The organism is Flavobacterium sp. PL11, from assembly GCF_035985025.1.
Taxonomy (GTDB): Bacteria; Bacteroidota; Bacteroidia; order Flavobacteriales; family Flavobacteriaceae; genus Flavobacterium.
Genome location: NZ_JAXCIA010000040.1, coordinates 1 through 23,922, shown reverse-complemented (window position 1 = coordinate 23,922; position 23,922 = coordinate 1). Strand labels below are relative to the sequence as shown.

Below are 23,922 nucleotides of genomic sequence, written 5' to 3'. Positions count from 1 at the left end.
CCGAGAAAAAGATTTGGTTTTAAAACACCAAACCAAGTATATTTACATAAATTGATAAATCAGCAAAAAGTTGCATTTATGACTTGAATCCGCCTAGAAATAAAAGACAAATTTTTTTCATGTGCCCTTAAATTCGAATATGATTTTTTTAGAAACAGCTATTATCTAGATCTTGTTTTCGATTATGGCGGCGTACTATTCCATAATAGTTCTACTAAAAATAAACAAGTTCAAATAGATACAGATAACGAAATACATGTTGTGCAATTTCAAAGAAATACAAATCAAGAGTTATTGTTTGTAAATAAAGTAAAAGCATTAGGTTTAGTTAAAACAGAGACTAATCTATTCAAACTGCAGTTACCAAATGATCCAAACAATCCATTTGAGGCAGTTGAATATATTACAGAGCATCATGCTGATTTCATAGAAAACGGATTTAGTTTAGATTTGCTATCGATTGATGGTAAAAAAATGCAAACGAAAACCGCTATTATGTCGGTCTTAAATGAGGAAAAAACAGATTGGTTTGATTTAAAAATCATTATTTCATGTGGCCAATTCGAAATTAATTTTACTGAAATCATCCCTAATTTAAAACAACGTAATCGTTTATTTCAGCTCCCAGATCATTCCTTTTTTTTGATTCCAATTGAATGGATGTCTAAATATGAATCGCTTTTGAAATTTTCTACAATAAAAGGAAATCAAATTTTACTACCCAAAATCAATTATACGCTTTTAGAAAACTTAACAGACAATAATGAAACTGTAATACAACAAGAAACTATTCCTTATCAGTCGTCTCCTCTACTAAAAGCAACATTACGGCCCTATCAAGAAGAAGGAGTAAAATGGCTTTTAAAAAACTATCAAAATGGTATGGGTTCTTGTTTAGCGGATGATATGGGATTGGGAAAAACGATTCAAACTCTGGCGATGTTAGTGGCTGTTCAGCAACAATTGCAGTTTTTAAATTCAGCTGAGGAAATAGCAATCGACTTGTTTGGTGAGCCTTTGCCTGTATCTCAGGAAAAAATGAGGGTCCTCATTGTACTACCTTCATCATTAGTTTTCAACTGGTATAATGAATCTAAAAAGTTTACACCTCATTTTAGTTGTATTCAATACGTGGGAAACGAGCGAAAGTTGATCGCTAAAAAATTACATCGCTATGACTTAGTCTTTACTAGCTACTCGATTATCAGCCGAGATATAGCACTATTTGAGAAGCACAATTTTAGATTTTTAATTTTGGACGAAAGTCAAAATATTAAGAATAGAAAATCAGAAACATTCAAAGCTATAAACAGGATTAATGCCAGCAATAAAATTTCTATAAGTGGTACGCCTATTGAAAATTCTTTAAGTGATTTGTGGTCCCAAATGGAATTTGTCAATCCTAATGTATTGGGCACTTATCGTTTTTTTGAAACTAATTTTAAGATCCCGATCGAAAAAAATAAGGATCAAGATTGTTTATTAGCGTTACGAAAAATCATTCAGCCTTTTATACTTCGTCGCACTAAAGAAGAGGTGCTTGATGACTTACCTGAAATGGTCGAACAGATTTATTATTGTGACATGGAGCCAGAGCAAGAAAAATTATATGAGCTAGAAAAGTCTAAAGCAAGAAACTTGCTATTAAAAATAAATTCACCATTGGACAAACTATCAACCATCAATACCTTAATGCGATTACGACAGTTGAGCAATCACCCAAAAATGGTTGATAAAACGTCAGAAATTGATTCGGGGAAATATCTTGCTGTCACTTCTTATTTAAAGACTTTAGTAGAAGCAAATCAAAAAACCATTATTTTTAGCTCGTTTGTGACCAATTTAGCTTTTTATAAAACGTGGTGTAATGATAACCAAATTGAATACTGTGAACTGATAGGTTCAACATCACAAGAAAAAAGAGAAGTGGAAGTAAATCGCTTTCAAGAGCAGGAAAAGCCTTTATTGTTTTTTATTTCATTAAAAGCTGGTGGCGTAGGATTAAACATTACTCGGGCATCACAGGTATTATTTTTAGATCCATGGTGGAATCCATTTTCGGAAAAACAAGGAATTGGAAGAGCGCATCGAATAGGACAACTCAATAAAGTAAATGTAGTGCGATTTATCTCAAGAAACACCGTAGAAGAGAAGATCATTAATTTGCAAAAAAGAAAGAAATTTCTATCTGATTCTCTTTTGGAGGCCGATTATTTAGATTCAGAAATTATTGAAAACATAAACTACTTATTAGAGTAATTTTACAGTTATTTTATTTAATTACCTAAACAGTACTGATTAATAAAATCTACACAACTTTGTAATCTTTAATATATTGTGTAATTACAGTGTAGAATTTCTGCATTCATAAATAGATGTAAATAGGTATTGATATAGAATATCATTTATTTGTATCTTTACTTTCAAAAATCTGTTCGATGAAAAAAGTTATTAGTGTGCTTTCTTTATTATTATTTTCTCTCACTTTATTAGCTCAAGCAGTAAAAGAAGTGGCACCGCCATACAATATTAAAACAATTTCGTTTGTTCAAAATGATCAAAATATAGTTCCCATATTTAAATTAGGTGAAGGATTTCAATTGCAGTTTGACGACCTTTTTGGTAGTGAAGCTAATTATTATTACGAAATCATCCACTGCGATTACAACTGGAACCCAACTACAATTGCAAAAAATGAGTACCTCGAAGGATTTGATAATCAAAGAATTCAGAATTATAAAAACTCATTTAACACCCTCCAGATTTATTCACATTATAACTTATCGATTCCAAATCAATTTACAAAATATTTAAAAATAAGTGGGAACTATAAAATTTTAATTTTGGATGAAAATAAAGAGATCGTATTTACTAGGATGTTTGTTTTATATGAAGATCTAGTTTCAGTTCCTATACAAGTAAAACGATCTCGAAACATTAGTACAATTGAGATGAAACAGAATTTAGATTTTGCAATTCGGTCTAATAAAATTCAGTTTCAGAATCCCTTGAGAAATGTAAAAGTGCTGATACTTCAAAACGATCAATTTAGCACTGCGCTAAAAAATGTTATTCCACAATATACCATTGGGAACGAATTAATTTACAAATACGATACAGAAACTCAGTTTTGGGCAGGAAATGAATATTTATATTTCGAAAACAAAGACATTAGATCTGCAACAAATAACGTAGCTAGAATCGATTCAAGTACACCTATTTACGGAGCTTATTTATATACCAGCGAAGCCAGAAGAAATTATCCATACTCATTTACACAAGATATTAATGGAAATTTTGTTGTTCAAAATTATAATTCAATGGAAAGCGAAATCGAAGCTGATTATACATGGGTTTATTTTACGCTCTCGGCTCCAACCTTTATACAAAATAAAGATATTTACGTAACAGGAATGTTCAACAATTATACTCTTTTGCCAGAATATAAAATGGACTATAACGCTAAGAAAGCAGTTTATGAAAAGTCCATGTTAATAAAACAAGGCTTTACTAACTTTCAATACATAATTGCTAATGAAACAGCAAATATTGATCATGAAAATGCTATAGATGGAAACTTTTATCAAACTGAAAATAAGTACACCATTTTAGTATACTACAAGGATGGAATAGACCGCTATGATAGAATAGTTGGAAAAGGATCAGCAAATTCTGTGAACATTGTTAATTAGTGAATTCTTTCACAAAATTGAGCTAAACAAGATGATTTTTTTGTAATTTTGACAATAGTAATCATTATTTTACTCATTTATTATGGTTTCTCAAATAACAAGAGGTATTAAAATTTCAGTTTTAACTAGTTTTGAAGGTACGTACTTTAAGAACTACAAAATTCACTTTGCCTTTAGTTACCACATTACAATTGAAAATCACAGTAAGGATTCAGTACAACTTATTTCTCGTCATTGGGAAATATTTGACTCTCTCAAAGATATAGAAATTGTTGATGGAGAAGGTGTTATTGGAAATAAACCAGTATTAAAACCAGGGGAGCTTCACACTTATAGTTCTGGTTGTTTATTGTCATCTCCTTATGGTGCTATGAAAGGCCACTTTAATATGATCAATTTTACTTCAACAAGAAACTTCAAAGTGATTGTACCTTCATTCAGACTTTGTGCTCCATTTGCTTTAAATTAGGTTTTTTTTAGAGCAATTCCTACCTCCGAGGATTCGAGACATTTCAAGTTTTTGCACGCTCCTTTATTTTTTTAAATAAGATAAGGAATCATTCATGTCGATCTTATTTTATAAGAAAAAATATAAAGAGAGCATAAAAAGACCTTCATTTCTATCAGGACTACAACACAACTATCTAGTAGATTAAGGAGTAGTTAAGGTCAAGAAATGTATTTTCTTTAAATAAACCTTCGTACTTTTGTTTTTTGTTTAAAAACATACAACTCATTTTTTTTAATTTTATAAGTATACAAATATGTTAAAAGGATTTTTTCACGTACCAGATGCAGTAAACGAGCCTGTAAAAAGCTACGCACCTAATTCGCCAGAAAGAGCAGCGGTAAATGCAGCTTACACAGAAATGTGGAATGCTAAAATTGACGTTCCACTTTATATTGGCAACGAAGAAATTAGAACTGGAAATACTAAAACGATGTCAGCACCTCACGATCACTTGCATATTGTAGGCACGTATCACCTCGCTGAAAAATCACATATAGAAAACGCAATTACAACTGCACTAACAGCGCGAACAAACTGGGCTAAAATGGCTTGGGAACAACGTGCGGCTATTTTCCTAAAAGCAGCTGAATTAATAGCTGGACCTTACAGAGCTAAAATTAATGCGGCAACAATGATTGCGCAATCCAAGACGGTTTATCAAGCTGAAATTGATGCATCTTGTGAATTAATTGACTTTTTGCGTTTTAATGTGCAATACATGACCCAAATATATAACGAGCAACCAAAGTCGAAGTCAGATATGTGGAACCGTGTAGAATATAGACCTCTTGAAGGTTTTGTTTATGCAATTACTCCATTTAATTTTACAGCCATTGCTGGAAATCTGCCTACAAGTGCAGCGTTGATGGGTAATGTGGTAGTTTGGAAACCAGCAGCAACCCAAGTATATTCAGCTAATTTATTGATGGAAATTTTTAAAGAAGCGGGATTACCTAATGGTGTGATCAACATGGTAATGGGCGATTCAGCAATGATAACTGAAACATTATTAAACAGTCGTGATTTTGCTGGCGTTCACTTTACAGGTTCAACAGGAGTTTTCAATGACATTTGGGCAAAAATTGGAACCAATATTAGCAAGTATAAAACATACCCAAGAATTGTAGGAGAAACAGGTGGTAAAGATTTTATTATTGCACATCCATCAGCAAACCCAAAACAAGTTACAACAGGAATTGCTCGCGGTGCATTTGAATATCAAGGTCAAAAATGTAGCGCTGCTTCACGTGTTTACATTCCACAAAGTTTGTGGCCAGCTGTCAAACAACAGTTGGAAGCCGACTTGAAATCTATGAAAATGGGTTCACCAGAAGATATGAGCAATTTTATTACTGCTGTAATTTCTGAAGGTTCGTTCGACAAATTAGCAGGATTTATTGATCAAGCTAAAAAAGATACTGATGCCGAAGTTATTATGGGTGGCAATTATGATAAATCAAAAGGTTACTTCATTGAACCAACAGTTATTCTCACAACAAACCCTAAATACACTACAATGGAAACTGAATTATTCGGACCAGTTGTAACTATTTATGTGTATGAAGATGCTAAATGGGCTGAGACTTTAGAATTAGTGGATACTACTTCTGAATATGCTCTAACAGGAGCAGTTTTCAGTCAAGATCGTTACGCAATTGAAGAAGCTACAATAGCACTACAAAATGCTGCAGGTAACTTTTATATCAATGACAAACCAACAGGAGCAGTTGTAGGAATGCAACCCTTTGGTGGAGCAAGAGGATCAGGAACAAATGATAAAGCGGGTTCTATGCAAAATTTACTTCGTTGGACATCAGCAAGAACTATCAAAGAAACTTTTGTAACCCCAACAGATTATAGATATCCGTTTTTAGGAGAGTAATTAATTATCTTAAAGTTTGAAAGTCGAAAGTCTTCAAGCACTATACAAGTATAAAAAGCCGAATCTAACTAATTAGATTCGGCTTTTTACTTTAAGTTATTTCCTTGGCTCTTCTTTCGACTTTATGACTTTCAACTTTACGACTCATTATACCACAAACTTCAACGGCACATGTACCACCTTCTTCGTCTCAAAAAATTCATCTTCAAAGAAATTAGCTAGATTATATTCTGTTGCTTTAGGGAAGTCTTTCAATTCCTCAGTTAGATCACCACCTTTCAAATACAGAATTCCGTTTTTCAATTCGTGCTTGTTATTCTTTTTAATTTTAGTCTTTACCCAAGAAACAAAATCAGGCATATTCGTAACGGCACGACTTACAATAAAATCAAAATCACCTTTTACATTTTCAGCGCGTAGTTGTTCTGCTTTTACGTTTTTCAGTTCTAGTCCTTCGGCGACAGCCTGAACTACTTTTATTTTTTTGGCAATTATATCAATCAAATGAAAACGAGTTTCAGGAAATAAAATTGCTAAAGGAATTCCCGGAAACCCACCTCCGGTGCCAACATCTAAAACAAAAGTTCCAGGTTCAAACTTTATAATTTTCGCAATTCCCAATGAGTGCAAAATGTGCTTCGTATATAGGGCATCTATATCTTTTCTCGAAATAACATTGATTTTCTCATTCCAATCATGGTATAAAAAATCAAGTTTTTCAAACTGTTGCTTCTGAAGATCGGTTAAATTAGGAAAATACTTAAGAATCTCATTCATCTCTTGTTTTTTTAACAAAAGTAATACTTTACAGTTAAAATATTTATCTCAATTTTGTATAACCAAAAATTTATAATAATTATCTTTGACCTTTATTAAAATCTTATGAATAACAACGCTCCTATATTTGCAAAGCAAGACAACTTGAAGTTCTTTAGAACACTTAACTCACGGGTTAACAATTACTTCAAAGAGAATAATATCCAAAAAACAGGTAACTGGAAATTGTACTTAAAAACAATTATTTTGTTTTCTGTTTTTCTCGCTCCCTACTTTATAATTTTAACACTTGGTATGCCTTTTTGGGCACATTTACTATTAACAATTGTGATGGGGATAGGCATGGCAGGCGTTGGTATGAACGTTATGCACGATGGTAACCACGGTTCATATTCTAATAAAAACTGGGTGAATAAATTTATGGGAGGAACAATTTACGTTCTTGCTGGAAATGTACATAACTGGCAAGTACAGCATAATGTTTTACACCATACCTACACTAATATTCCTGGACATGATGAGGACTTAGATGCTGGACGTGTTATTCGATTTACTAAAGATGCAAAATGGTATAATTTTCACCGTTTTCAACAATATTATTCTGTTTTCTTGTATGGTTTATTGACTTTCAACTGGGCAATAACAACCGACTTTAGACAAATGAGAAATTATCTTAAAAGAAAATTATCTTATGGAGAACCTAAGAGTCCAAAAGTACTTTGGACTACTTTAATTATTACAAAAATAATTTATGTTTCAATTTGGATCGTTCTTCCTATTGTTATTGGAATTGCATGGTGGAAAGTTCTTATTGGTTTTTTTGTAATGCATTATACTGCAGGATTAATCTTAAGTGTTGTGTTTCAATTAGCACATGTTGTCGAAGAAACTACAAATCCATCACCTAATGAGTTAGGAGAAATGGATAATACTTGGGCCATTCACCAATTATTCACCACAACTAATTTTGCTCCTAAAAATGCAATTATTAACTGGTACACAGGTGGACTGAATCACCAAATTGAGCATCATATTTTCCCAAATATTAGTCACATACATTATGGTAAAATTGCAAAAATTGTGAAGGAAACAGCTCAAGAATGCAACTTGCCATATTATGAATACAAAACAATGAGAAGTGCTGTTGTTGCTCACTTTAAACATTTGAAAGAACTAGGGATGAAACCCGCGTTATAAACACACAACTATTACTAACCTCCCTATTAAATTTTAGGGCAATCAACAATTTTTTAATGAGCAATCCACTTTCAGACAGAATCAACAATCTAGCTACTTCACAAACGTTAGCAATGGCAGCTTTAGCCAGAGAATTAAAAGCAGAGGGTAAAGATATCATCAGTTTAAGTTTAGGCGAACCTGATTTTAACACACCTGACTTTATTAAAGAAGCTGCAAAACGAGCTATAGATGAAAATTATAGCACTTATTCTCCAGTTGAAGGTTATATGGAATTGAAGGAAGCGATTTGTAGAAAATTTAAAAGAGATAATAATTTAGAGTACAAACCTTCTCAAATTGTAGTTTCAACAGGAGCAAAACAATCTTTATATAATATTGCACAAGTGATGTTAAACGATGGTGACGAGGTGATTTTGCCAGCACCATATTGGGTTTCATATTTCGAAATCGTAAAATTGTCTGGTGGTAATCCAGTGGTAGTACCAACATCCGTAGAAACCGATTTCAAAATTACACCAGAACAATTAGAAGCAGCAATAACGCCAAAAACAAAAATGATGTGGTATAGTTCTCCTTGTAATCCAAGTGGAACAGTTTACAATCGCGAAGAATTGACTGCATTAGCTAAAGTATTAGAGAAATATCCGCATGTTTATGTGGTTGCAGATGAAATTTACGAGCATATTAATTTCTCTGGAACTTTTTGTAGTATCGCTTCAATTCCGGGAATGTTAGAAAGAACTATTACTGTAAATGGAGTTGCAAAAGCTTTTGCGATGACAGGTTGGAGAATTGGATACATTGGCGCACCCGAATTTATTGCAAAAGCGTGTACTAAAATTCAAGGCCAAGTCACAAGCGGCGCTAATAGTATCGCACAACGTGCTACGATTACTGCCGTTGACGCTGACCCAAGCGTATTAAAACATATGGTAGATGCCTTCCACAGCCGTAGAGATTTAGTTGTGGGTTTATTAAAAGAGATTCCAGGAATTAAAATTAATGTTCCAGAAGGGGCATTTTATGTATTCCCAGACGTCTCTTCTTATTTTGGAAAAACGCTAAGAGGAACTTTTATTAAAGATGCAAATGATTTTTCTATGTATCTTTTAGGAGAAGCTAATGTTGCTACTGTAACAGGTGATGCTTTTGGAAACCCTGACTGTATTCGTTTTTCTTATGCTACAAGTGAAGATATATTAAAAGAGGCTTTACGCCGAATAAAAGATGCATTATCTTAATATAAAGCTATGTATAATAGTAAGCCTCAATAAATTCTTGAGGCTTTTTTTGATCAGAAAAAAATGACTTGTTGTGAAAATAAAATTTCATTTTTATATTACATTTATTTAATCTTGGATTAATCCATTATTAATGAGATGATTATTAATAATAATACAAATAATCAATTTAATTCTATAACAAAAAAGCTTTATAAAAGTGTCAAATTTGCGGTATAACAATTAAAAATAATATTATGTTACATACAGATGAAACCACAAAAGAAGTAGTTAGCACATTAGAAGGATTAATTTCAATTCTTGAAGACGGTAAATTAGGGTATACAAATGCAGCAGAACATGTTGAAAATGACACCATGAAAGCTGAATTTTTTGACTATGCACGTGAACGTTCTCTTTTTATAGTTGAACTTCAAGACGAAATAAATAGGTTAGGAAAATCAACTGACGAATCAGGTGGAGGTGCTTTAGGAGCTTTGCACCGTACTTGGATTGATATTAAATCTACTTTTACTGGTGGCGATACTGACGCTATAATAAACGCTTGTGTAACTGGAGAAGAAGCTGCAATTGAGAAATATCAAGATGCATTAAAAAAAGAAGAACTTCAACCAAATCAAATAGCGATAGTATCACAACAATTAAGTACTATTCAAAGCACATTGATGAAAATTAAAGCACACAAGATGTCTTAATTAGATTCTATATATTTTATAAAGACCACTTAATTATTTATTAAGTGGTCTTTTTATTTTATCGCTATTTATAAACTTAAACTGTTGTAAGATTTATTTTTTAGTATAAATTGATGCTCTTATTTAATTCAAAAGTTCTTTGAGAAAGTCATTATTCACTATTTTTTTATTGTCATGATTCCTATAATAAGTATTTACTTTAAATAAACTATAATCTAGTACCATAAAAATTCATTTTCTTATTTTTACGTTTTTATTTAGAAAAATATATTATGAAAATATTACTTCTCGGCTCTGGAGAATTGGGTAAAGAATTTACCATTGCTGCACAACGAATTGGTCAAATTGTTATTGCGGTAGACAGTTATAAAAATGCGCCTGCTATGCAAGTTGCGCATGATTTTGAAGTAATAAATATGCTAGACGGTGAAGCTTTGGATATGATCGTTGCCAAGCATCAGCCTGATTTTATAGTACCAGAAATTGAGGCCATTAGGACGGAACGCTTTTATGATTACGAAAAACAAGGAATTACCGTCGTGCCTTCAGCAAAAGCGGCAAATTATACCATGAATAGGAAAGCGATTCGGGATTTAGCGTCAAAAGAATTAGGACTAAAAACAGCTAATTATTGTTACGCCACAACTGCTACAGAATTGTATGAAGGAGTTAAAGCTGTTGGAATGCCCTGTATAGTGAAACCACTAATGAGTTCTTCAGGAAAAGGACAATCGACCATAAAAACAGTTGCGGATATTGAAAAAGCGTGGAAGTATGCAGTTGACGGTTCTCGTGGCGACATTATAGAAGTAATCGTTGAGGCATTTGTTAAATTTCATTCAGAAATTACGTTGCTAACTGTTGTACAGAACAACAATCCAACTTTGTTTTGCGCACCTATTGGTCATAGACAAGAGCGCGGAGATTATATCGAAAGCTGGCAACCCGCTAGAATTTCAGATAAGGATTTATATGAAGCTCAAGATATGGCTGAAAAAGTTACTGAAGCTTTAGGTGGAGCTGGACTTTTTGGAGTAGAATTTTTCTTAGCTGATGATGGCGTTTATTTCTCTGAATTATCACCAAGACCACATGATACGGGTATGGTAACCTTAGCAGGTACACAAAACTTTAATGAGTTTGAATTGCATTTGCGTGCTATATTAAGTTTGCCTATTTCCGAAATTACATTAGAAAAAGCGGGAGCTAGCGCAGTAATTTTAGCTTCGGAAAATTCGTTTCATCCTTCTTATTTAGGTGTAGAAAAAATAGCAGCTTTGTCAAAAACCGACTTTAGAATTTTTGGTAAACCAACAGCGAGACCCTTTAGAAGAATGGGTGTAGCTTTGACTCATGACTCGCTAGACACTGCTATTGAAACTGTAGTTGAACGAGCAATTAAAGCAGCTCATTTAGTAACCGTAAAATCTTAATCATGAAAAAAATATTAATATTAACATTCTTATTCTTTACAGTAACATTGAGCGCTTAAAAAATTAAAGAAGAAATATAACCGCAAATTGTAGAAGCTGCTTGCGGACAATGTCAATTTGGGATGAAAGGAAACGGTTGTGATTTAGCTGTACGTATCGATGGAAACGCATATTTTGTAGATGGAACATCAATTGATTCACACGGAGATGCTCATGCAAATGATGGATTTTGTGCTAAGATAAGAAAAGCTGAAGTGCTTGGAAAGATAGTTGAGAATAGATATAAAGTTACCTCTTTCAAGTTAGTACCCATTAAATAGAAAACGGCTTGCAGTGATTATTGCAAGCCGTTTTTATTATTAGTTTGTTTTTAAACTCGATTTCAAATTAAGATTTTCAAAACTCGATATATCTATCACTTCTTCTAAATCTAAATCAAAAGAAACGGCAATACTATCTCCTATAATCGTTACTGGCAACTGATTTGATATTTGCGATGATCCTACAAAAATATTTGGATAATCTTTTACCTTAAAATAGTAAAAACTGTTTCCATTTTTTACATCATTTTGAATTCGTGTTACTATTGACTTCACAATTTTTTTGTTCGAAACTGCATTAGGATTGATCTTATTATCCGCCATATTATAAACGTTCTTAAAGGAAGTCAACGTTTCTCTCATCGTATTTCCTACTCCTACAATTGTGTAATCAGAAATATCAACCATAGCAAACATCTTTACCAATCCGCCATCATCTTTAAGCGTCATTACGTACGCTGGAATATTATTGATATTATAAGGAATGGGTAATGAGGCGCGATATCCCTTCTCCTGAACTTTCCCTTGTGCTGAACTTTGAGCAGCATATTCAGTTGCACCACTTTGCTTATAAAAGGTAGCTTCTTTAGTTCTAGTATCAACAAGTACAAAACCCACTGCTGATTCATCTTTCCCCACCGAAGTTAATCCAGTATACCAATATGATTTATTATCTTTTCCGTAAACTAACGTCATCCCTTCAGTAATTTGTAGTTTATCCGCATTAGAAAAATTCCAATAGCCACGAACGTATTCTCCCCAATCATTTAACTGATCTTCTATAATATCCAAAGGCTGAATTCTATCAACCCACAATGGTGTTTTTGCAATAGTAAATTCAGACATGTCACCTGATTGAGCATCTACTAGAATAATTCCTGTAGCTTCCTTGCCTGCAAAACCAATCGTTTTCATGTATTTAGTAATCACCCAAAAAGGGTTTCCATCATCATCGATTTCAAAACTAAAATCAGTTAAACCCACTGTTGCGTTCCCGTTAAAATAAACATGACGATGAATTTGATTTCCAAAATAGGCGTTAGGCTGGTATTTTATTTTGATGTCTTTTCCACCAACTTGTTGCACTAGTTTTACATCACGCTCATTAGTGGCAGAAACCATTACATATCCTGCAGTTCCTTCCTTATTATTAAACCATTTTAAGAATCCTGAATGCAATAGCGGAGCAACCCAGTAAAGTTCACTTCCTACTTTCTGAATACAAAATTCACCTAATTCCACTTGACTTCCTAAGGCTGGTTGTGATCCTAATATTTTCTCACCTAATAAGTAGGCAAGTTGTTCATCAACAACTCGAATTTTATCTATAGAAATTGGTGCAATATGATTAGTGATTTTTTGACCATTTTTTACTTCACCTATTAATTTTTGATAAGAATCACTTCTAAACATTTTTAAGCTGGTGAAAAACGGAAGTATAATACAATAGATTAATAGAATAGCTATAGAAATATATAAAAACTTACTTGGCATTCTGGCTAGTTTCACTTCATTTGTTTTCTGTGATACAGTGATACCCGTTGACAAAATTACCGCAATAATTAAAACAACTATAATTATAAAAGTGAATCCTGTAAAACCATAGTTTATAACTGGTAAATTGATATAAAACAATAATAAAGTAATTGCAAGCAACACTACAATGGACAAGATTTTTTTCATGGTTCTAATTTTTTCTTATTAGTATCAAAAATGCTATTTTGTTACAGATTAAGTAAAATGAATTCTATATACGCTACTAAATTAAATATAGTTTCTGATTTATAAGGAAGTATCCAAATTAAATAGAAATTTTTAAATACAGTAAAAAACAGTAATTTTGCGCCAGAATTTTCAATTTAGATTCCCGAAGTTTTACAATAATAATGATAAACTGAAATAAATATAAAATAAATGAAAGCATACGTATTTCCAGGTCAAGGCGCACAATTTACAGGAATGGGAAAAGACCTTTATGAAAATTCTCCTCTGGCAAAAGAATTATTCGAAAAAGCGAATGAAATTCTAGGTTTCCGCATTACAGATATCATGTTTAGCGGTACCGCAGAAGAACTCAAAGAAACTAAAGTAACGCAACCAGCAGTATTTTTACATTCAGTTATTTTAGCAAAAACGTTAGAGGATTTCGAACCAGAAATGGTAGCGGGACATTCCTTAGGAGAATTTTCGGCTTTAGTTGCCAATGGTGTATTATCATTTGAAGATGGTTTAAAATTAGTTTCTCAAAGAGCACTAGCGATGCAGAAAGCTTGCGAAATCACACCATCAACTATGGCTGCCGTTTTAGGATTAGCAGATAATATAGTGGTAGAAGTTTGCGCAACAATTGATGGTATTGTTGTAGCGGCTAATTATAATTGTCCGGGACAATTAGTGATTTCTGGAGAAACCTCAGCGGTTGAGAAAGCTTGTGATGCAATGAAAGCAGCTGGAGCAAAAAGAGCATTAGTATTACCTGTAGGCGGTGCATTTCATTCGCCTATGATGGAACCAGCTAGAGAGCAATTAGCAGCAGCTATTGAAGCGACTACTTTTTCTAATCCTATTTGTCCTGTTTATCAAAACGTAACTGCTAGTGCGGTTTCATCACCAGAGGAAATCAGGAAAAATTTAATTATTCAATTGACGGCTCCTGTAAAGTGGACACAATCTGTACAGCAAATGATTGCTGATGGGGCTACAAGTTTTACAGAAGTTGGACCTGGGAAAGTTTTATCGGGATTAATTGGAAAAATAGATAAGGAAGCAGTTACTGCGAACGCTTAGACGTACTGATCAGTTTCTAAAGATCAATATGATTATAATTATACTATCCTCATAAGCAAAAGTTTATGGGGATTTTTGTTTTAAAATGTAAACGCACATAACTTATTTTTTCAACACAAATTACACAGATTTTCACAAATTAATTTTTCTGATGATACTTATTGACTTTTATTTATTTCAGGTAAATATTCTTTTGATGTATAATTGATGCTAAACTTCGTTTCAAATTGTAAATTCTCTGTAACACCCTTTTGTTTTGAAGTTGTATGGAATAAAATAATTAAATCATCCGTTTTATCTGTATTTTATTTTTTATACCGAAGGTTTTAAAAATAGATTTACAAAAAAATCCCAAACTATCATTTTGATAATTTGGGATTTATGTTTAATAACTTCTATATTTAACTTCTAATTTTTTGTTCCCATTTCCAAGCACTAGCCATCGCTTCATCAAGTGTAGATTGTGCTTTCCACCCTAAAACATCATTTGCTTTATCTGTATTAGCGTACGCAGAAGTGATATCTCCTTCTCGACGTCCCACAATTTTATATGGTAATTTCTTATCACTCACTTTTTCAAAACTACGTATTACTTCTAAAACAGAGCTTCCTGTTCCTGTTCCTAAATTAAAAATTTCTACTTTTGAAATATTTTTTTTATGTAATAAACGTTGCAAAGCAATTACATGGGCTTTCGCCAAATCTACAACGTGAATATAATCACGAACAGCAGTTCCATCCGGCGTTGGATAATCATCTCCATAAACAGCTAATTCTTTTCTTAATCCAAAACCTGTTTGCGTAATAAAAGGCACTAAATTCTGCGGAACACCTAATGGTAATTCGCCTATTTCTGCGGAAGGGTGAGATCCAATAGGATTAAAATAACGCAATAAAATCGCATTGATATTAGTGACTTTCGCAGTGTCAGTTATAATTTCCTCCCCTACAGCTTTAGTATTTCCGTATGGAGACATAGCTTGTTGCAATGCGGCATCTTCCGTAATTGGCATTTTTTCGGCTTGACCGTAAACAGTACAAGAAGAACTGAAAATAAAATTCGCCTCTGATTTTTGCTGTAATTCTTTTAAAACATAAATCAAAGCGCTAATGTTATTTTCATAATACAACAGTGGATCTTCGACACTTTCACCTACTGCTTTTGATGCAGCAAAATGAATAACGCCTGAAATATCCGTGTGACGTTGAAAAAAATTTTGAACTTTTTCTTTTTCACGTAAGTCTATATTTTCAAATTGAGGAACTTTACCCGTAATATTTTGAATTCCGTCTAAAACACTCAACGAAGTATTAGAAAGATTATCTATAATAATTACCTCAAATCCTTCATTTTGTAATTCTACCACTGTATGAGATCCTATAAAACCCAAACCACCTGTTACTAATACTTTCATTTTATTTGCTGATTTTTATGGCACTATTATTACTGTAAATATTCCAGAATACTATCTGTTATGTATTTAATTTGTTCATCATCAAGTTCAGTGTGCATAGGTAAAGAAAGCACTTCTGTAACTAGTTGATTCGTTACCGGAAAATCTTCTTCTTTATATCTACTATCTGTATAGGCTTTTTGTGAATGCAATGGAATTGGATAATAAATCGCACATGGAATGCCTTTATCTAATAAATGTTGCATCAGCCCATTCCTGTTAGCTGCAATAATACGTAAAGTATATTGATGAAAAACGTGACAATCACAAATATCACAAATAAATGGTGCAATGATATTTTTATGTCCATCTAACGCTGCTGAATATTTTCGTGCTGCGTCTTGTCGCGCTCTTCCGTACTGATCCAGCAATGGTAATTTAGCGTTTAAAACTGCTGCTTGAATACTATCTAAACGTGAATTTACACCTACAACATCGTGGTGATAACGCTCATACATACCATGGTTTACAATGCCACGAAGTTTGTGTGCCAAGGCATCATCATTAGTGAAAATTGCTCCACCATCGCCGTAACATCCAAGATTTTTAGATGGAAAAAATGAAGTAGCTCCTACATGACCTATTGTACCAGCCTTTTTCTTGCTTCCATCAGAAAACTTACAGTTTGCCCCAATTGCTTGGGCATTATCCTCAATAACATAAAGATTATGTTCTTCTGCAATAGCCATAATCGCTTCCATATTAGCAGCACGGCCAAATAAATGAACCGGCACAATTGCTTTTGTTTTTGCTGTGATTGCTTTTTTTATTCCCTCTATCGATATGTTCATATTGTACATATCAACATCAACAAGAACGGGAGTCAATTGTAATAATGCAATTACTTCAACAGTTGCTGCAAAGGTAAAATCGGCCGTAATTACCTCATCTCCAGGTTTTAAACCTAATCCCATCATTGCAATTTGTAACGCGTCGGTTCCATTTGCACAAGGAATTACATGTTTTACATCTAAATACTCTTCTAATGCTTTCTGAAATTGATGTACCTGTGGACCGTTAATGTAGGTATTGGTTTCTAAAACTTCTTGAATAGAATTATTAACAGTCTCTTTTATTTTATCATATTGACTCTTTAAGTCAACCATTTGAATTTTGTTCATCTGTTTTTTTGTTTAAAATTAGAAAAGCCCATTTATGTAGACAGTTCCTTAAAACGAGCAACAAAAATAGTTATTTAATGAATTCCAACCAACGCACAATTATTAAAAAAAGAAAATATTGATCAGTAATGATGTGTTATTTTGTAACATAAATTAAAATTATTGATAGTCAAAAAATAAAATAAAGAAAACGTATTTTAGCGACAAAATATAAATGATGCTTTTTCTCTATAATTTAGTGGTTCGCCTTGCTGGTTTTTTATTAAAAATCGTTGCCCTTTTTAATCCAAAAATGAATCTTTTCATAGAAGGGCGAAAAAGTGTATTTCAGACATTAGAACAAAAAATAAAACGTACAGACAATACTATTTGGTTTCACGCCGCTTCCTTAGGAGAGTACGAGCAAGGTTTACCTGTGATTGAATCAGTCAAAAATCAATTTCCTAATCATAAAATTGTGCTCACCTTTTTTTCTCCATCAGGTTTTGAGATTCGTAAAAATAATACAATTACTGATGTTACGATTTATTTACCAATGGACACTAAGAAAAATGCTCAAGAATTTATAAACCTTGTTCATCCTGAATTAGTGTTTTTTATAAAATACGAATATTGGCCAAATTATTTAGCTGAATTAAAAAAGCAAAGTATTAAAACCTATTTAATTTCAGGGATCCTTAGAGAAAACCAACTGTTTTTTAAATGGTATGGTGGTTTTTATAGAGAGGCACTAAATACTTTTACCTACTTTTTTGTTCAAAACGAAAATTCTAAAAAGCTTTTGCAGCAGCTTGGAAAAAATAATGTAGCAGTGTCAGGCGATACTAGATTTGATCGTGTGGTAAACATCTTAGAAAAAGACAATACACTAGATTTCATTTCTCAGTTTAAAAACAACAAATTAATTATTGTTGTGGGAAGCTCATGGCCAAAGGATGAAAAACTACTTGTCAATTTTATCAATTCAAACCCATTAAATATTAAATTTATTATTGCTCCACATAACATTAAAAAGGAACAAATAATAGAATTACAAAATAGCATCTCTAAAAAAACTATTTTACTCTCTCAAAAAGAAAACAAAAACTTAGGTGAATTTGACGTTTTTATTATTGACGCTATTGGTTTATTGACAAAAATATATAGTTATACTGACATTGCGTATGTAGGTGGTGGTTTTGGTAATCCTGGTGTACATAATTTATTAGAACCAGCCACTTTTGGAGTTCCAATTATTATTGGCCCTAATTATTCTCATTTTGCGGAAGCGGTAGCACTTGTAAATATGGAAGGTTGCAGTGTTATTAAAAATGAACAAGAATTAACAGAAACTTTCACAAACCTTATTATAAATGATGATATTCGGCATGAGAAAGGACATATTTGCTCCACTTTTGTACAAATGAATAAAGGCGCAACCTCCATAATAATAAATCACATTTTGAATGATACAGTTTAAATGCTTAGCAATAGCGGATATAGAAACAATAATCGAAATGATGCAGGATTTTTATGCAATCGATAATTATCCCATTGACATCGAACTTTCTAAATCTTTATTTCACGAATTTCTTGCCGATAAAAATCTTGGCAAAGCTTGGCTGATCCTTTTAGATAATAAGATCGTAGGGTATGTGATTTTAACTTTTATCTTCAGTTTTGAGTATCAAGGTAAAATTGCATTTTTAGACGAATTGTATTTATCTCAAAAAGCTAGAGGAAAAGGAATAGGAAGAAAAACAATATCTTTTATTTTAGCAGAAAGCAAAAAACTAGCCTTGAAATTAATTTACTTAGAAATAGAAAATCATAATCAAAACGCACAAAAATTGTATATTGCAAGCGGTTTTGAATTGCATAATCGAAAATTAATGGCACTTAAACTCAAATAAAATTGCAAACTAAATAAATAAACATGAAATTTTTAAAACTATTCCTATTATTATTTGTTATTCAGACACAAGCGCAACAAGGCGGAATGTGGATTCCTTCGCTATTGAAGGGAATGAATGAAACAGAAATGAAAAATCTAGGCATGAAAATGTCTGTGAAAGAGATTTATGATGTAAATAATTCAAGCATCAAAGACGCGGTTCCCCATTTTAATGGTGGTTGCACCTCAGAGGTGATTTCGCCTAAAGGATTGATTTTAACAAACCATCATTGTGGATATTCTCAAATTCAGTCGCATTCCACAGTTGAAAACGATTATCTTACTAAAGGGTTTTGGGCTTATAAAATGGAAGATGAATTGCCAAATGAGAATTTGACAGTAACTTTTATCATAAAAATCGAAGATGTAACTACAGCTGTATTAAATGGTACTACTGGGCTTACAAACGAAGTTGACAAACAGAAAAAAATTCAAGAAAACATATCTGCACTGAGTAATTCTCTACCAAAGGAAAATTGGCAAGAAAATAAAATCCGTACTTTTTATGAAGGAAATCAGTATATGTTATTTGTAACCGAAACATTTAGCGACGTGAGATTAGTTGGAGCGCCACCAACATCTATTGGGAAATTTGGATCCGATACTGACAATTGGGTTTGGCCGCGTCACACTGGTGATTTCTCATTATTCAGAATTTATGCAGACAAAAACAATCGTCCTGCTAAATATTCTAAGGATAATGTTCCTTATACACCCAAACACTTTTTACCAATTTCGCTTGATGGCGTAGCCGAAGATGATTTTACTTTAGTATTTGGTTATCCAGGAAAAACAAATGAGTATTTGCCAGCAGTTGCAATTGAACAAATTGTAAACGAACTTAACCCAGCAAAAATAGAAATCAGAGATAAAGCTTTAAAAGTTGCTGATGGTTTTATGCGAAAAGACAATGCAATCAAAATTCAATATGCGTCAAAATATGCCAGTATTGCTAATTATTGGAAGAAATGGATTGGTGAAACACAAGGGTTGAAAAAATCAAATGCTGTTGCAATCAAGAAAGATGCAGAAATGGCTTTTCAACAAAAAATTGTTAAAGTAGGGAAAGAAAAAGAATACGGAACGCTACTGGCTGATTTTGAAAAAAATTATAATGCAATCGCTCCTTATGCTGTTGCACGGGAATACTTTATGGAAATTGTACTGCGTAATACTGAAATGTTAAGCACCGCGTACAAATTATACCAACTAGAGCAAGTTTATAATGCTAGAGGAGAACAAGCCTTTAACGACAGAAAAACTAATCTAATCAATGGACTAGCAGATTTCTATAAAAACTTTAATGCCGCCGTAGATGAAAAAGTTTTTGAACAACTAATAGAATTGTATGCTACTAAATCATCTAAGCAATTTTTGCCACAAAGTCTAGTTAATGTAAATCCTAAAAATTTAGCTGCGGAAGTGTATAGCAAATCAAAATTGAAAGATTATAATAGTTTAAAGCAATTACTCTCTGGTGATGCAAAAACAGTAGTTTCAAATTTAAATGCAGATCCTGGATTTAAATTAGTCAAAGAATTAGGTGAAATTTATGCAAAGGAGATTGCTCCTAAATACGATGAAATCAATTTGAATATTACAGCCTTACAACGGACTTATATGAAGGCGCAATTAGAGCTTAATACCGATAGTCGTATATTTCCAGATGCTAATAGTACATTGAGAGTAACTTACGGAAAAGTAAAAGGATATGAGCCAAAAGATGCTACTTTATACGAGCCAGTAACTTATCTAGAAGGAGTAATGGAAAAATATGTTCCTGGAGATTATGAATTTGATGTCCCATCGAAACTAGTAGAATTATATAAAACTAAAGATTATGGTGCATACAGTGAAAACGGTAAAATGCCTGTCAATTTTATAGGTACTAATCATACTACAGGCGGTAATTCTGGAAGTCCAGCACTTGATGCTTATGGGAACTTAATTGGTCTTAATTTTGACCGTGTATGGGAAGGAACGATGAGCGACATCTATTATGATCCAAGTATATGTCGAAACATTATGGTTGATATAAGATATGTACTATTTATCATGGATAAATATGCAGGAGCAAACAACTTAATCAGCGAATTAAAGTTAGTTCACCCTAAGAAAAAGAACGCTGCAAAAAAGAAATAATAACAGCAAAACGTTCTCGTATACAGTCATTAAGTACTAAAATGAAATTTGAACTACGTAAACTAATGCAAAGACCTAATTGTAAAAAAACATAGTTGTAATTAACAAAAAGATTATTTTTCAAAAAAAAAATAAAAAAATAATTTACGTATTAAAAAATTTATATCTTTGCGACGAATTAATAATTAACCTTTATATTAAATTAAGATGAAAAAAGTATTTTTAAGTTTAGCTGTTGTTGCTGTTTTAACTGTTGTATCATGTAAAAAAGCTGATGCTGCAGCTGACGAAGTTACTGTAGATACAACTGCTGTAATCACTGATACTACTGCAATAGTTGTTGACTCTACAGTTACTACTACTGACACTACTGCTGTAACTCCAGAAGTTGCTCCAGCTCAGTAATTTTTAAATTACAGAAAAAAATCAAGTCATCCGCTTAGCGTGATGGCTTTTTTTATGTGTAGTAATTTTAGTCCTGTAAAGAATTAAAAAAACGTGGCATGTTTTGAAAGTTCAAAATATGCCACGTTTTTTTTGTTTTAACTAAGATTAATCTATAAAAATAAAATCATTGGTAGAGAAGTCTAATATTTCGGCGCTTGATCCATATTTAACGATTTCATCAATCCCTTTCTGTAAACGCAATGCAGTAGTGTATTTTCTGCTGGTGGCAAAATGAATCTCCGCGATCATTAATTTAAAAAAGAACTTTCCTGAAGAAGACTTGAATTTTAAAAATTTAGCTGATTCTATTTCCAGTTTAAACTTCTCAATATCATTCTCACATTCAAATTTAAGTTCATAACTTAAACTTGTAAAAACAATTTTACCTTTTCTAGATGTAAAAACAAATTTATATTCGTCATTATATCTTTTACTAATTACAAAAGCGCCCATAGAGATTCAATAAAGATTTACTTGATTAACAATACTACAATTTTTAATAAAATACATAGGTAGGTAATTTTTATTGACAGGATTTAAAAATATGTAAAATAAAACTAAATTTTTTTAAAATAAAAAAGCCCCAAACATATTTTGGAGCTTTTTAGTACTCAGAGCGGCTCCGAAACTTCGGAGTCGAACCAGCTAGTCTATCATAATTTACGAAGAAAATCTACCAATATACTGGGATCAGCCGCTACTTTCTCTAAAAAAATTCTAGATTTCATTCTTTTTAAAAATCGTTCTAAGAAATAGGCTTGCTCACTAGTTTCACATTCAAAACTTAATTTTAAATCCTAAGGAATTCCCTTGACAGTTAATGATTTGTCATAAAATCCAGAATTATGTTCACTCAGCCTCTTGAATACATTATCAGTAGTACCAACATAATACCTAGCTAATTTTTAGAATAAAGTATATAAATGAGGCTTTAGTAAAAGTTTAATGGCTTTAGGTCTAAATCACCAAAATAGAACATTACGTTTATGTTAAATCTCTTGAAGTTTAAGAACCCTCTGGCTTTTGCTAGAATGGATTGAATCCTGCCATTTAAGTTCTCGTGTTTACCGCTTGTGGTTTCTGTAATTATTGCATTTTCAATTCCTTTTGCGTGTCTTTTAAAGGTTTCCACTAATTAGTTTACATGCTTTAAATTCTTTTTGGGCGTTTCTTCAAGCCAAACTTTAAAAAGCTGTAATTTATACGACCAGTGATTATGACTAAATATAGTTTTAAAATTCTCTCTAATTACCCATACCTCTGATATTTTTAAATTTATTTTAGTCATTTGCCAAATATTTATTGTTGATTTTCGGTTCTATTTTCTTCATTTTTCATCACGGAATATTTTTTGCTTTGTAAGTATTGGGTTCTCTTTTATTTTACTTTTTCTAGTTTTATCAATGGCTTCTGATAACTTTTTTACCAGATGAAATTTACCGTGAACTAGTAGTGCAGGAGGTGCTATTTCCGTCATTACATTCATAAATGGTTTCCACATATTAAAATTAACAAGCTCGATTTGTAGTGGTTTTTCTTCTTCATTTAATTCAAAAAAAAGTGTCTTAACGCTTTTTTCTTTTCGTCCTTCAACTAAATTCAAAACGCATTCTTTATCGCTATCAATTAAAATGGTAGCATATTCGTGTCCAGGTTTATATGCCTTTTCATCCAAGTTAACATTTTTAAAGTCAGTAATAAAATCGCTGTGTTCCAATGCCTTTTCTACTGCTTCTTCCATAATACTTCTAATAATATAAGGCGTAGTTTTTAATAAGTTAGCTGCCATATTTTGGACGCGAACTCTTTGAAGATTGAAAATAGCTTGGTGGCTAAATTTATTAGTATAACTCCTTTATTTGGGTGCGAAAGGAATGTCTATAGTAGTGACTTTCCCTTCTTAATTCACATAGCGTGGAAAGGAACAATCCAGGTAACACTGATATTCAAACCAATTCAAGTGTTGCCATTTTCTTTTCGGAGCATGGTCATAAATTGGAAAATCTACACCTTCTAATTAAAAAATTTGGGGAGATAATTAAGATAAATAGCAATTAGCTTTTTTGATTCATTGGTTTCAACGTTTTATACTTCAAAATCATTTCCAATACCTAATAAAATTTTTAATAATTCATAAAATTCCATTTTTTTGAATAAATTTAACCATAAAATATTTACCATAGCCGAAACAAATCTTGAATTCAACTTATAAATGCAACTTTTGAGAAAAGAGTTGCAAGTAGATTAAATTTTTACAGAAAGAGAGAAAAGAAAATAAATTCTTTTC

21 protein-coding genes are annotated in these 23,922 nt (G+C 32.3%); 14 read left to right on the top strand and 7 right to left on the bottom strand.

Annotation, left to right across the window (positions count from 1 at the left end; translation table 11 throughout):
* The first annotated feature begins 261 nt into the window (after positions 1 to 261).
* From RCH18_RS14830 to pruA, 4 genes are all read left to right on the top strand, one after another.
* Entirely contained in the window at positions 262 to 2,259 is a 1,998-nt protein-coding gene (locus RCH18_RS14830; protein WP_326937552.1) for a DEAD/DEAH box helicase, read from the top strand.
* A 179-nt stretch (positions 2,260 to 2,438) separates the two neighbouring features.
* On the top strand, positions 2,439 to 3,692 hold the full coding sequence (locus tag RCH18_RS14825; RefSeq protein ID WP_326937551.1) for a type IX secretion system plug protein: 1,254 nt from the start codon (positions 2,439 to 2,441) through the stop codon (positions 3,690 to 3,692).
* A gap of 82 nt (positions 3,693 to 3,774) precedes the next feature.
* The gene (gene apaG / locus RCH18_RS14820; RefSeq protein WP_326937550.1) at positions 3,775 to 4,161 is read left to right on the top strand and encodes a Co2+/Mg2+ efflux protein ApaG; all 387 of its coding nucleotides are present in this window, start codon (positions 3,775 to 3,777) and stop codon (positions 4,159 to 4,161) included.
* Between the two features lie 295 nt (positions 4,162 to 4,456).
* Entirely contained in the window at positions 4,457 to 6,085 is a 1,629-nt protein-coding gene (gene pruA, locus RCH18_RS14815) for an L-glutamate gamma-semialdehyde dehydrogenase (RefSeq protein ID WP_326937549.1), read from the top strand.
* A gap of 147 nt (positions 6,086 to 6,232) precedes the next feature.
* Here pruA and rsmG read toward each other — a convergent pair whose 3' ends face one another.
* Positions 6,233 to 6,862 carry a 16S rRNA (guanine(527)-N(7))-methyltransferase RsmG gene (gene rsmG / locus RCH18_RS14810; RefSeq protein ID WP_326937548.1) on the bottom strand — a complete coding sequence of 210 codons (630 nt, stop codon included), beginning with the start codon at positions 6,860 to 6,862 and terminating at the stop codon, positions 6,233 to 6,235.
* Between the two features lie 105 nt (positions 6,863 to 6,967).
* Between rsmG and RCH18_RS14805 the strand changes: the two genes are divergently transcribed.
* The 5 genes from RCH18_RS14805 to RCH18_RS14785 all read left to right on the top strand — a co-directional run bounded on the left by RCH18_RS14805 (position 6,968) and on the right by RCH18_RS14785 (position 11,751).
* A complete protein-coding gene (locus RCH18_RS14805) occupies positions 6,968 to 8,059 on the top strand; it encodes a fatty acid desaturase family protein (RefSeq protein WP_326937547.1) in 1,092 nt (363 codons plus the stop codon).
* 56 nt (positions 8,060 to 8,115) lie between these two features.
* Positions 8,116 to 9,303 carry a pyridoxal phosphate-dependent aminotransferase gene (locus tag RCH18_RS14800; RefSeq protein ID WP_326937546.1) on the top strand — a complete coding sequence of 396 codons (1,188 nt, stop codon included), beginning with the start codon at positions 8,116 to 8,118 and terminating at the stop codon, positions 9,301 to 9,303.
* A gap of 236 nt (positions 9,304 to 9,539) precedes the next feature.
* A complete protein-coding gene (locus RCH18_RS14795; RefSeq protein WP_326937545.1) occupies positions 9,540 to 9,998 on the top strand; it encodes a ferritin-like domain-containing protein in 459 nt (152 codons plus the stop codon).
* A 272-nt stretch (positions 9,999 to 10,270) separates the two neighbouring features.
* The gene (gene purT / locus RCH18_RS14790; RefSeq protein WP_326937544.1) at positions 10,271 to 11,431 is read left to right on the top strand and encodes a formate-dependent phosphoribosylglycinamide formyltransferase; all 1,161 of its coding nucleotides are present in this window, start codon (positions 10,271 to 10,273) and stop codon (positions 11,429 to 11,431) included.
* Positions 11,432 to 11,517: 86 nt separating this feature from the next.
* Positions 11,518 to 11,751 (top strand): DUF6370 family protein, encoded by a 234-nt coding sequence (locus tag RCH18_RS14785; RefSeq protein ID WP_326937554.1) that lies wholly within the window; start codon positions 11,518 to 11,520, stop codon positions 11,749 to 11,751.
* A gap of 39 nt (positions 11,752 to 11,790) precedes the next feature.
* Here RCH18_RS14785 and RCH18_RS14780 read toward each other — a convergent pair whose 3' ends face one another.
* A complete protein-coding gene (locus tag RCH18_RS14780) occupies positions 11,791 to 13,434 on the bottom strand; it encodes a hypothetical protein (protein WP_326937543.1) in 1,644 nt (547 codons plus the stop codon).
* A 231-nt stretch (positions 13,435 to 13,665) separates the two neighbouring features.
* Here RCH18_RS14780 and fabD point away from each other — a divergent pair, with 231 nt between their 5' ends.
* Complete coding sequence (gene fabD, locus RCH18_RS14775) at positions 13,666 to 14,538, top strand: ACP S-malonyltransferase (protein WP_326937542.1); 873 nt, start codon at positions 13,666 to 13,668, stop codon at positions 14,536 to 14,538.
* 401 nt (positions 14,539 to 14,939) lie between these two features.
* Here the strand turns inward: fabD and galE are convergent, their stop codons facing one another.
* On the bottom strand, positions 14,940 to 15,953 hold the full coding sequence (galE, locus tag RCH18_RS14770; RefSeq protein WP_326937541.1) for a UDP-glucose 4-epimerase GalE: 1,014 nt from the start codon (positions 15,951 to 15,953) through the stop codon (positions 14,940 to 14,942).
* A 29-nt stretch (positions 15,954 to 15,982) separates the two neighbouring features.
* The gene (locus tag RCH18_RS14765) at positions 15,983 to 17,113 is read right to left on the bottom strand and encodes a DegT/DnrJ/EryC1/StrS family aminotransferase (protein ID WP_326937540.1); all 1,131 of its coding nucleotides are present in this window, start codon (positions 17,111 to 17,113) and stop codon (positions 15,983 to 15,985) included.
* A 217-nt stretch (positions 17,114 to 17,330) separates the two neighbouring features.
* Between RCH18_RS14765 and RCH18_RS14760 the strand changes: the two genes are divergently transcribed.
* The 4 genes from RCH18_RS14760 to RCH18_RS14745 all read left to right on the top strand — a co-directional run bounded on the left by RCH18_RS14760 (position 17,331) and on the right by RCH18_RS14745 (position 21,593).
* On the top strand, positions 17,331 to 18,572 hold the full coding sequence (locus tag RCH18_RS14760; protein WP_326937553.1) for a 3-deoxy-D-manno-octulosonic acid transferase: 1,242 nt from the start codon (positions 17,331 to 17,333) through the stop codon (positions 18,570 to 18,572).
* Complete coding sequence (locus RCH18_RS14755) at positions 18,559 to 19,005, top strand: GNAT family N-acetyltransferase (protein ID WP_326937539.1); 447 nt, start codon at positions 18,559 to 18,561, stop codon at positions 19,003 to 19,005. Before RCH18_RS14760 ends, RCH18_RS14755 begins: the two co-directional genes overlap by 14 nt.
* Before the next feature lie 23 nt (positions 19,006 to 19,028).
* Positions 19,029 to 21,188 carry a S46 family peptidase gene (locus RCH18_RS14750; RefSeq protein ID WP_326937538.1) on the top strand — a complete coding sequence of 720 codons (2,160 nt, stop codon included), beginning with the start codon at positions 19,029 to 19,031 and terminating at the stop codon, positions 21,186 to 21,188.
* A gap of 207 nt (positions 21,189 to 21,395) precedes the next feature.
* Positions 21,396 to 21,593 carry a hypothetical protein gene (locus RCH18_RS14745; protein WP_326937537.1) on the top strand — a complete coding sequence of 66 codons (198 nt, stop codon included), beginning with the start codon at positions 21,396 to 21,398 and terminating at the stop codon, positions 21,591 to 21,593.
* A gap of 147 nt (positions 21,594 to 21,740) precedes the next feature.
* Here the strand turns inward: RCH18_RS14745 and RCH18_RS14740 are convergent, their stop codons facing one another.
* The 3 genes from RCH18_RS14740 to RCH18_RS14735 all read right to left on the bottom strand — a co-directional run bounded on the left by RCH18_RS14740 (position 21,741) and on the right by RCH18_RS14735 (position 23,424).
* Positions 21,741 to 22,088: a DUF1508 domain-containing protein gene (locus RCH18_RS14740; protein ID WP_326937536.1), complete on the bottom strand. Its 348-nt coding sequence runs from the start codon at positions 22,086 to 22,088 to the stop codon at positions 21,741 to 21,743.
* Between the two features lie 478 nt (positions 22,089 to 22,566).
* Positions 22,567 to 22,767 carry a transposase gene (locus RCH18_RS16160; RefSeq protein WP_442788166.1) on the bottom strand — a complete coding sequence of 67 codons (201 nt, stop codon included), beginning with the start codon at positions 22,765 to 22,767 and terminating at the stop codon, positions 22,567 to 22,569.
* A 195-nt stretch (positions 22,768 to 22,962) separates the two neighbouring features.
* The gene (locus RCH18_RS14735) at positions 22,963 to 23,424 is read right to left on the bottom strand and encodes a transposase (RefSeq protein WP_326937535.1); all 462 of its coding nucleotides are present in this window, start codon (positions 23,422 to 23,424) and stop codon (positions 22,963 to 22,965) included.
* Positions 23,425 to 23,922 lie beyond the last annotated feature (498 nt).

What these genes read in the sequence shown, in the direction of transcription:
- RCH18_RS14825 (WP_326937551.1), top strand. Translation starts at nt 2,439, where the DNA reads ATGAAAAAAGTTATTAGTGTGCTTTCTTTATTATTATTTTCTCTCACT.
- apaG (WP_326937550.1), top strand. Translation starts at nt 3,775, where the DNA reads ATGGTTTCTCAAATAACAAGAGGTATTAAAATTTCAGTTTTAACTAGT.
- pruA (WP_326937549.1), top strand. Translation starts at nt 4,457, where the DNA reads ATGTTAAAAGGATTTTTTCACGTACCAGATGCAGTAAACGAGCCTGTA.
- rsmG (WP_326937548.1), bottom strand. Translation starts at nt 6,862, where the DNA reads ATGAATGAGATTCTTAAGTATTTTCCTAATTTAACCGATCTTCAGAAG.
- RCH18_RS14805 (WP_326937547.1), top strand. Translation starts at nt 6,968, where the DNA reads ATGAATAACAACGCTCCTATATTTGCAAAGCAAGACAACTTGAAGTTC.
- RCH18_RS14800 (WP_326937546.1), top strand. Translation starts at nt 8,116, where the DNA reads ATGAGCAATCCACTTTCAGACAGAATCAACAATCTAGCTACTTCACAA.
- RCH18_RS14795 (WP_326937545.1), top strand. Translation starts at nt 9,540, where the DNA reads ATGTTACATACAGATGAAACCACAAAAGAAGTAGTTAGCACATTAGAA.
- purT (WP_326937544.1), top strand. Translation starts at nt 10,271, where the DNA reads ATGAAAATATTACTTCTCGGCTCTGGAGAATTGGGTAAAGAATTTACC.
- RCH18_RS14780 (WP_326937543.1), bottom strand. Translation starts at nt 13,434, where the DNA reads ATGAAAAAAATCTTGTCCATTGTAGTGTTGCTTGCAATTACTTTATTA.
- fabD (WP_326937542.1), top strand. Translation starts at nt 13,666, where the DNA reads ATGAAAGCATACGTATTTCCAGGTCAAGGCGCACAATTTACAGGAATG.
- galE (WP_326937541.1), bottom strand. Translation starts at nt 15,953, where the DNA reads ATGAAAGTATTAGTAACAGGTGGTTTGGGTTTTATAGGATCTCATACA.
- RCH18_RS14765 (WP_326937540.1), bottom strand. Translation starts at nt 17,113, where the DNA reads ATGAACAAAATTCAAATGGTTGACTTAAAGAGTCAATATGATAAAATA.
- RCH18_RS14760 (WP_326937553.1), top strand. Translation starts at nt 17,331, where the DNA reads ATGCTTTTTCTCTATAATTTAGTGGTTCGCCTTGCTGGTTTTTTATTA.
- RCH18_RS14755 (WP_326937539.1), top strand. Translation starts at nt 18,559, where the DNA reads ATGATACAGTTTAAATGCTTAGCAATAGCGGATATAGAAACAATAATC.
- RCH18_RS14750 (WP_326937538.1), top strand. Translation starts at nt 19,029, where the DNA reads ATGAAATTTTTAAAACTATTCCTATTATTATTTGTTATTCAGACACAA.
- RCH18_RS14745 (WP_326937537.1), top strand. Translation starts at nt 21,396, where the DNA reads ATGAAAAAAGTATTTTTAAGTTTAGCTGTTGTTGCTGTTTTAACTGTT.
- RCH18_RS14740 (WP_326937536.1), bottom strand. Translation starts at nt 22,088, where the DNA reads ATGGGCGCTTTTGTAATTAGTAAAAGATATAATGACGAATATAAATTT.
- RCH18_RS14735 (WP_326937535.1), bottom strand. Translation starts at nt 23,424, where the DNA reads ATGGCAGCTAACTTATTAAAAACTACGCCTTATATTATTAGAAGTATT.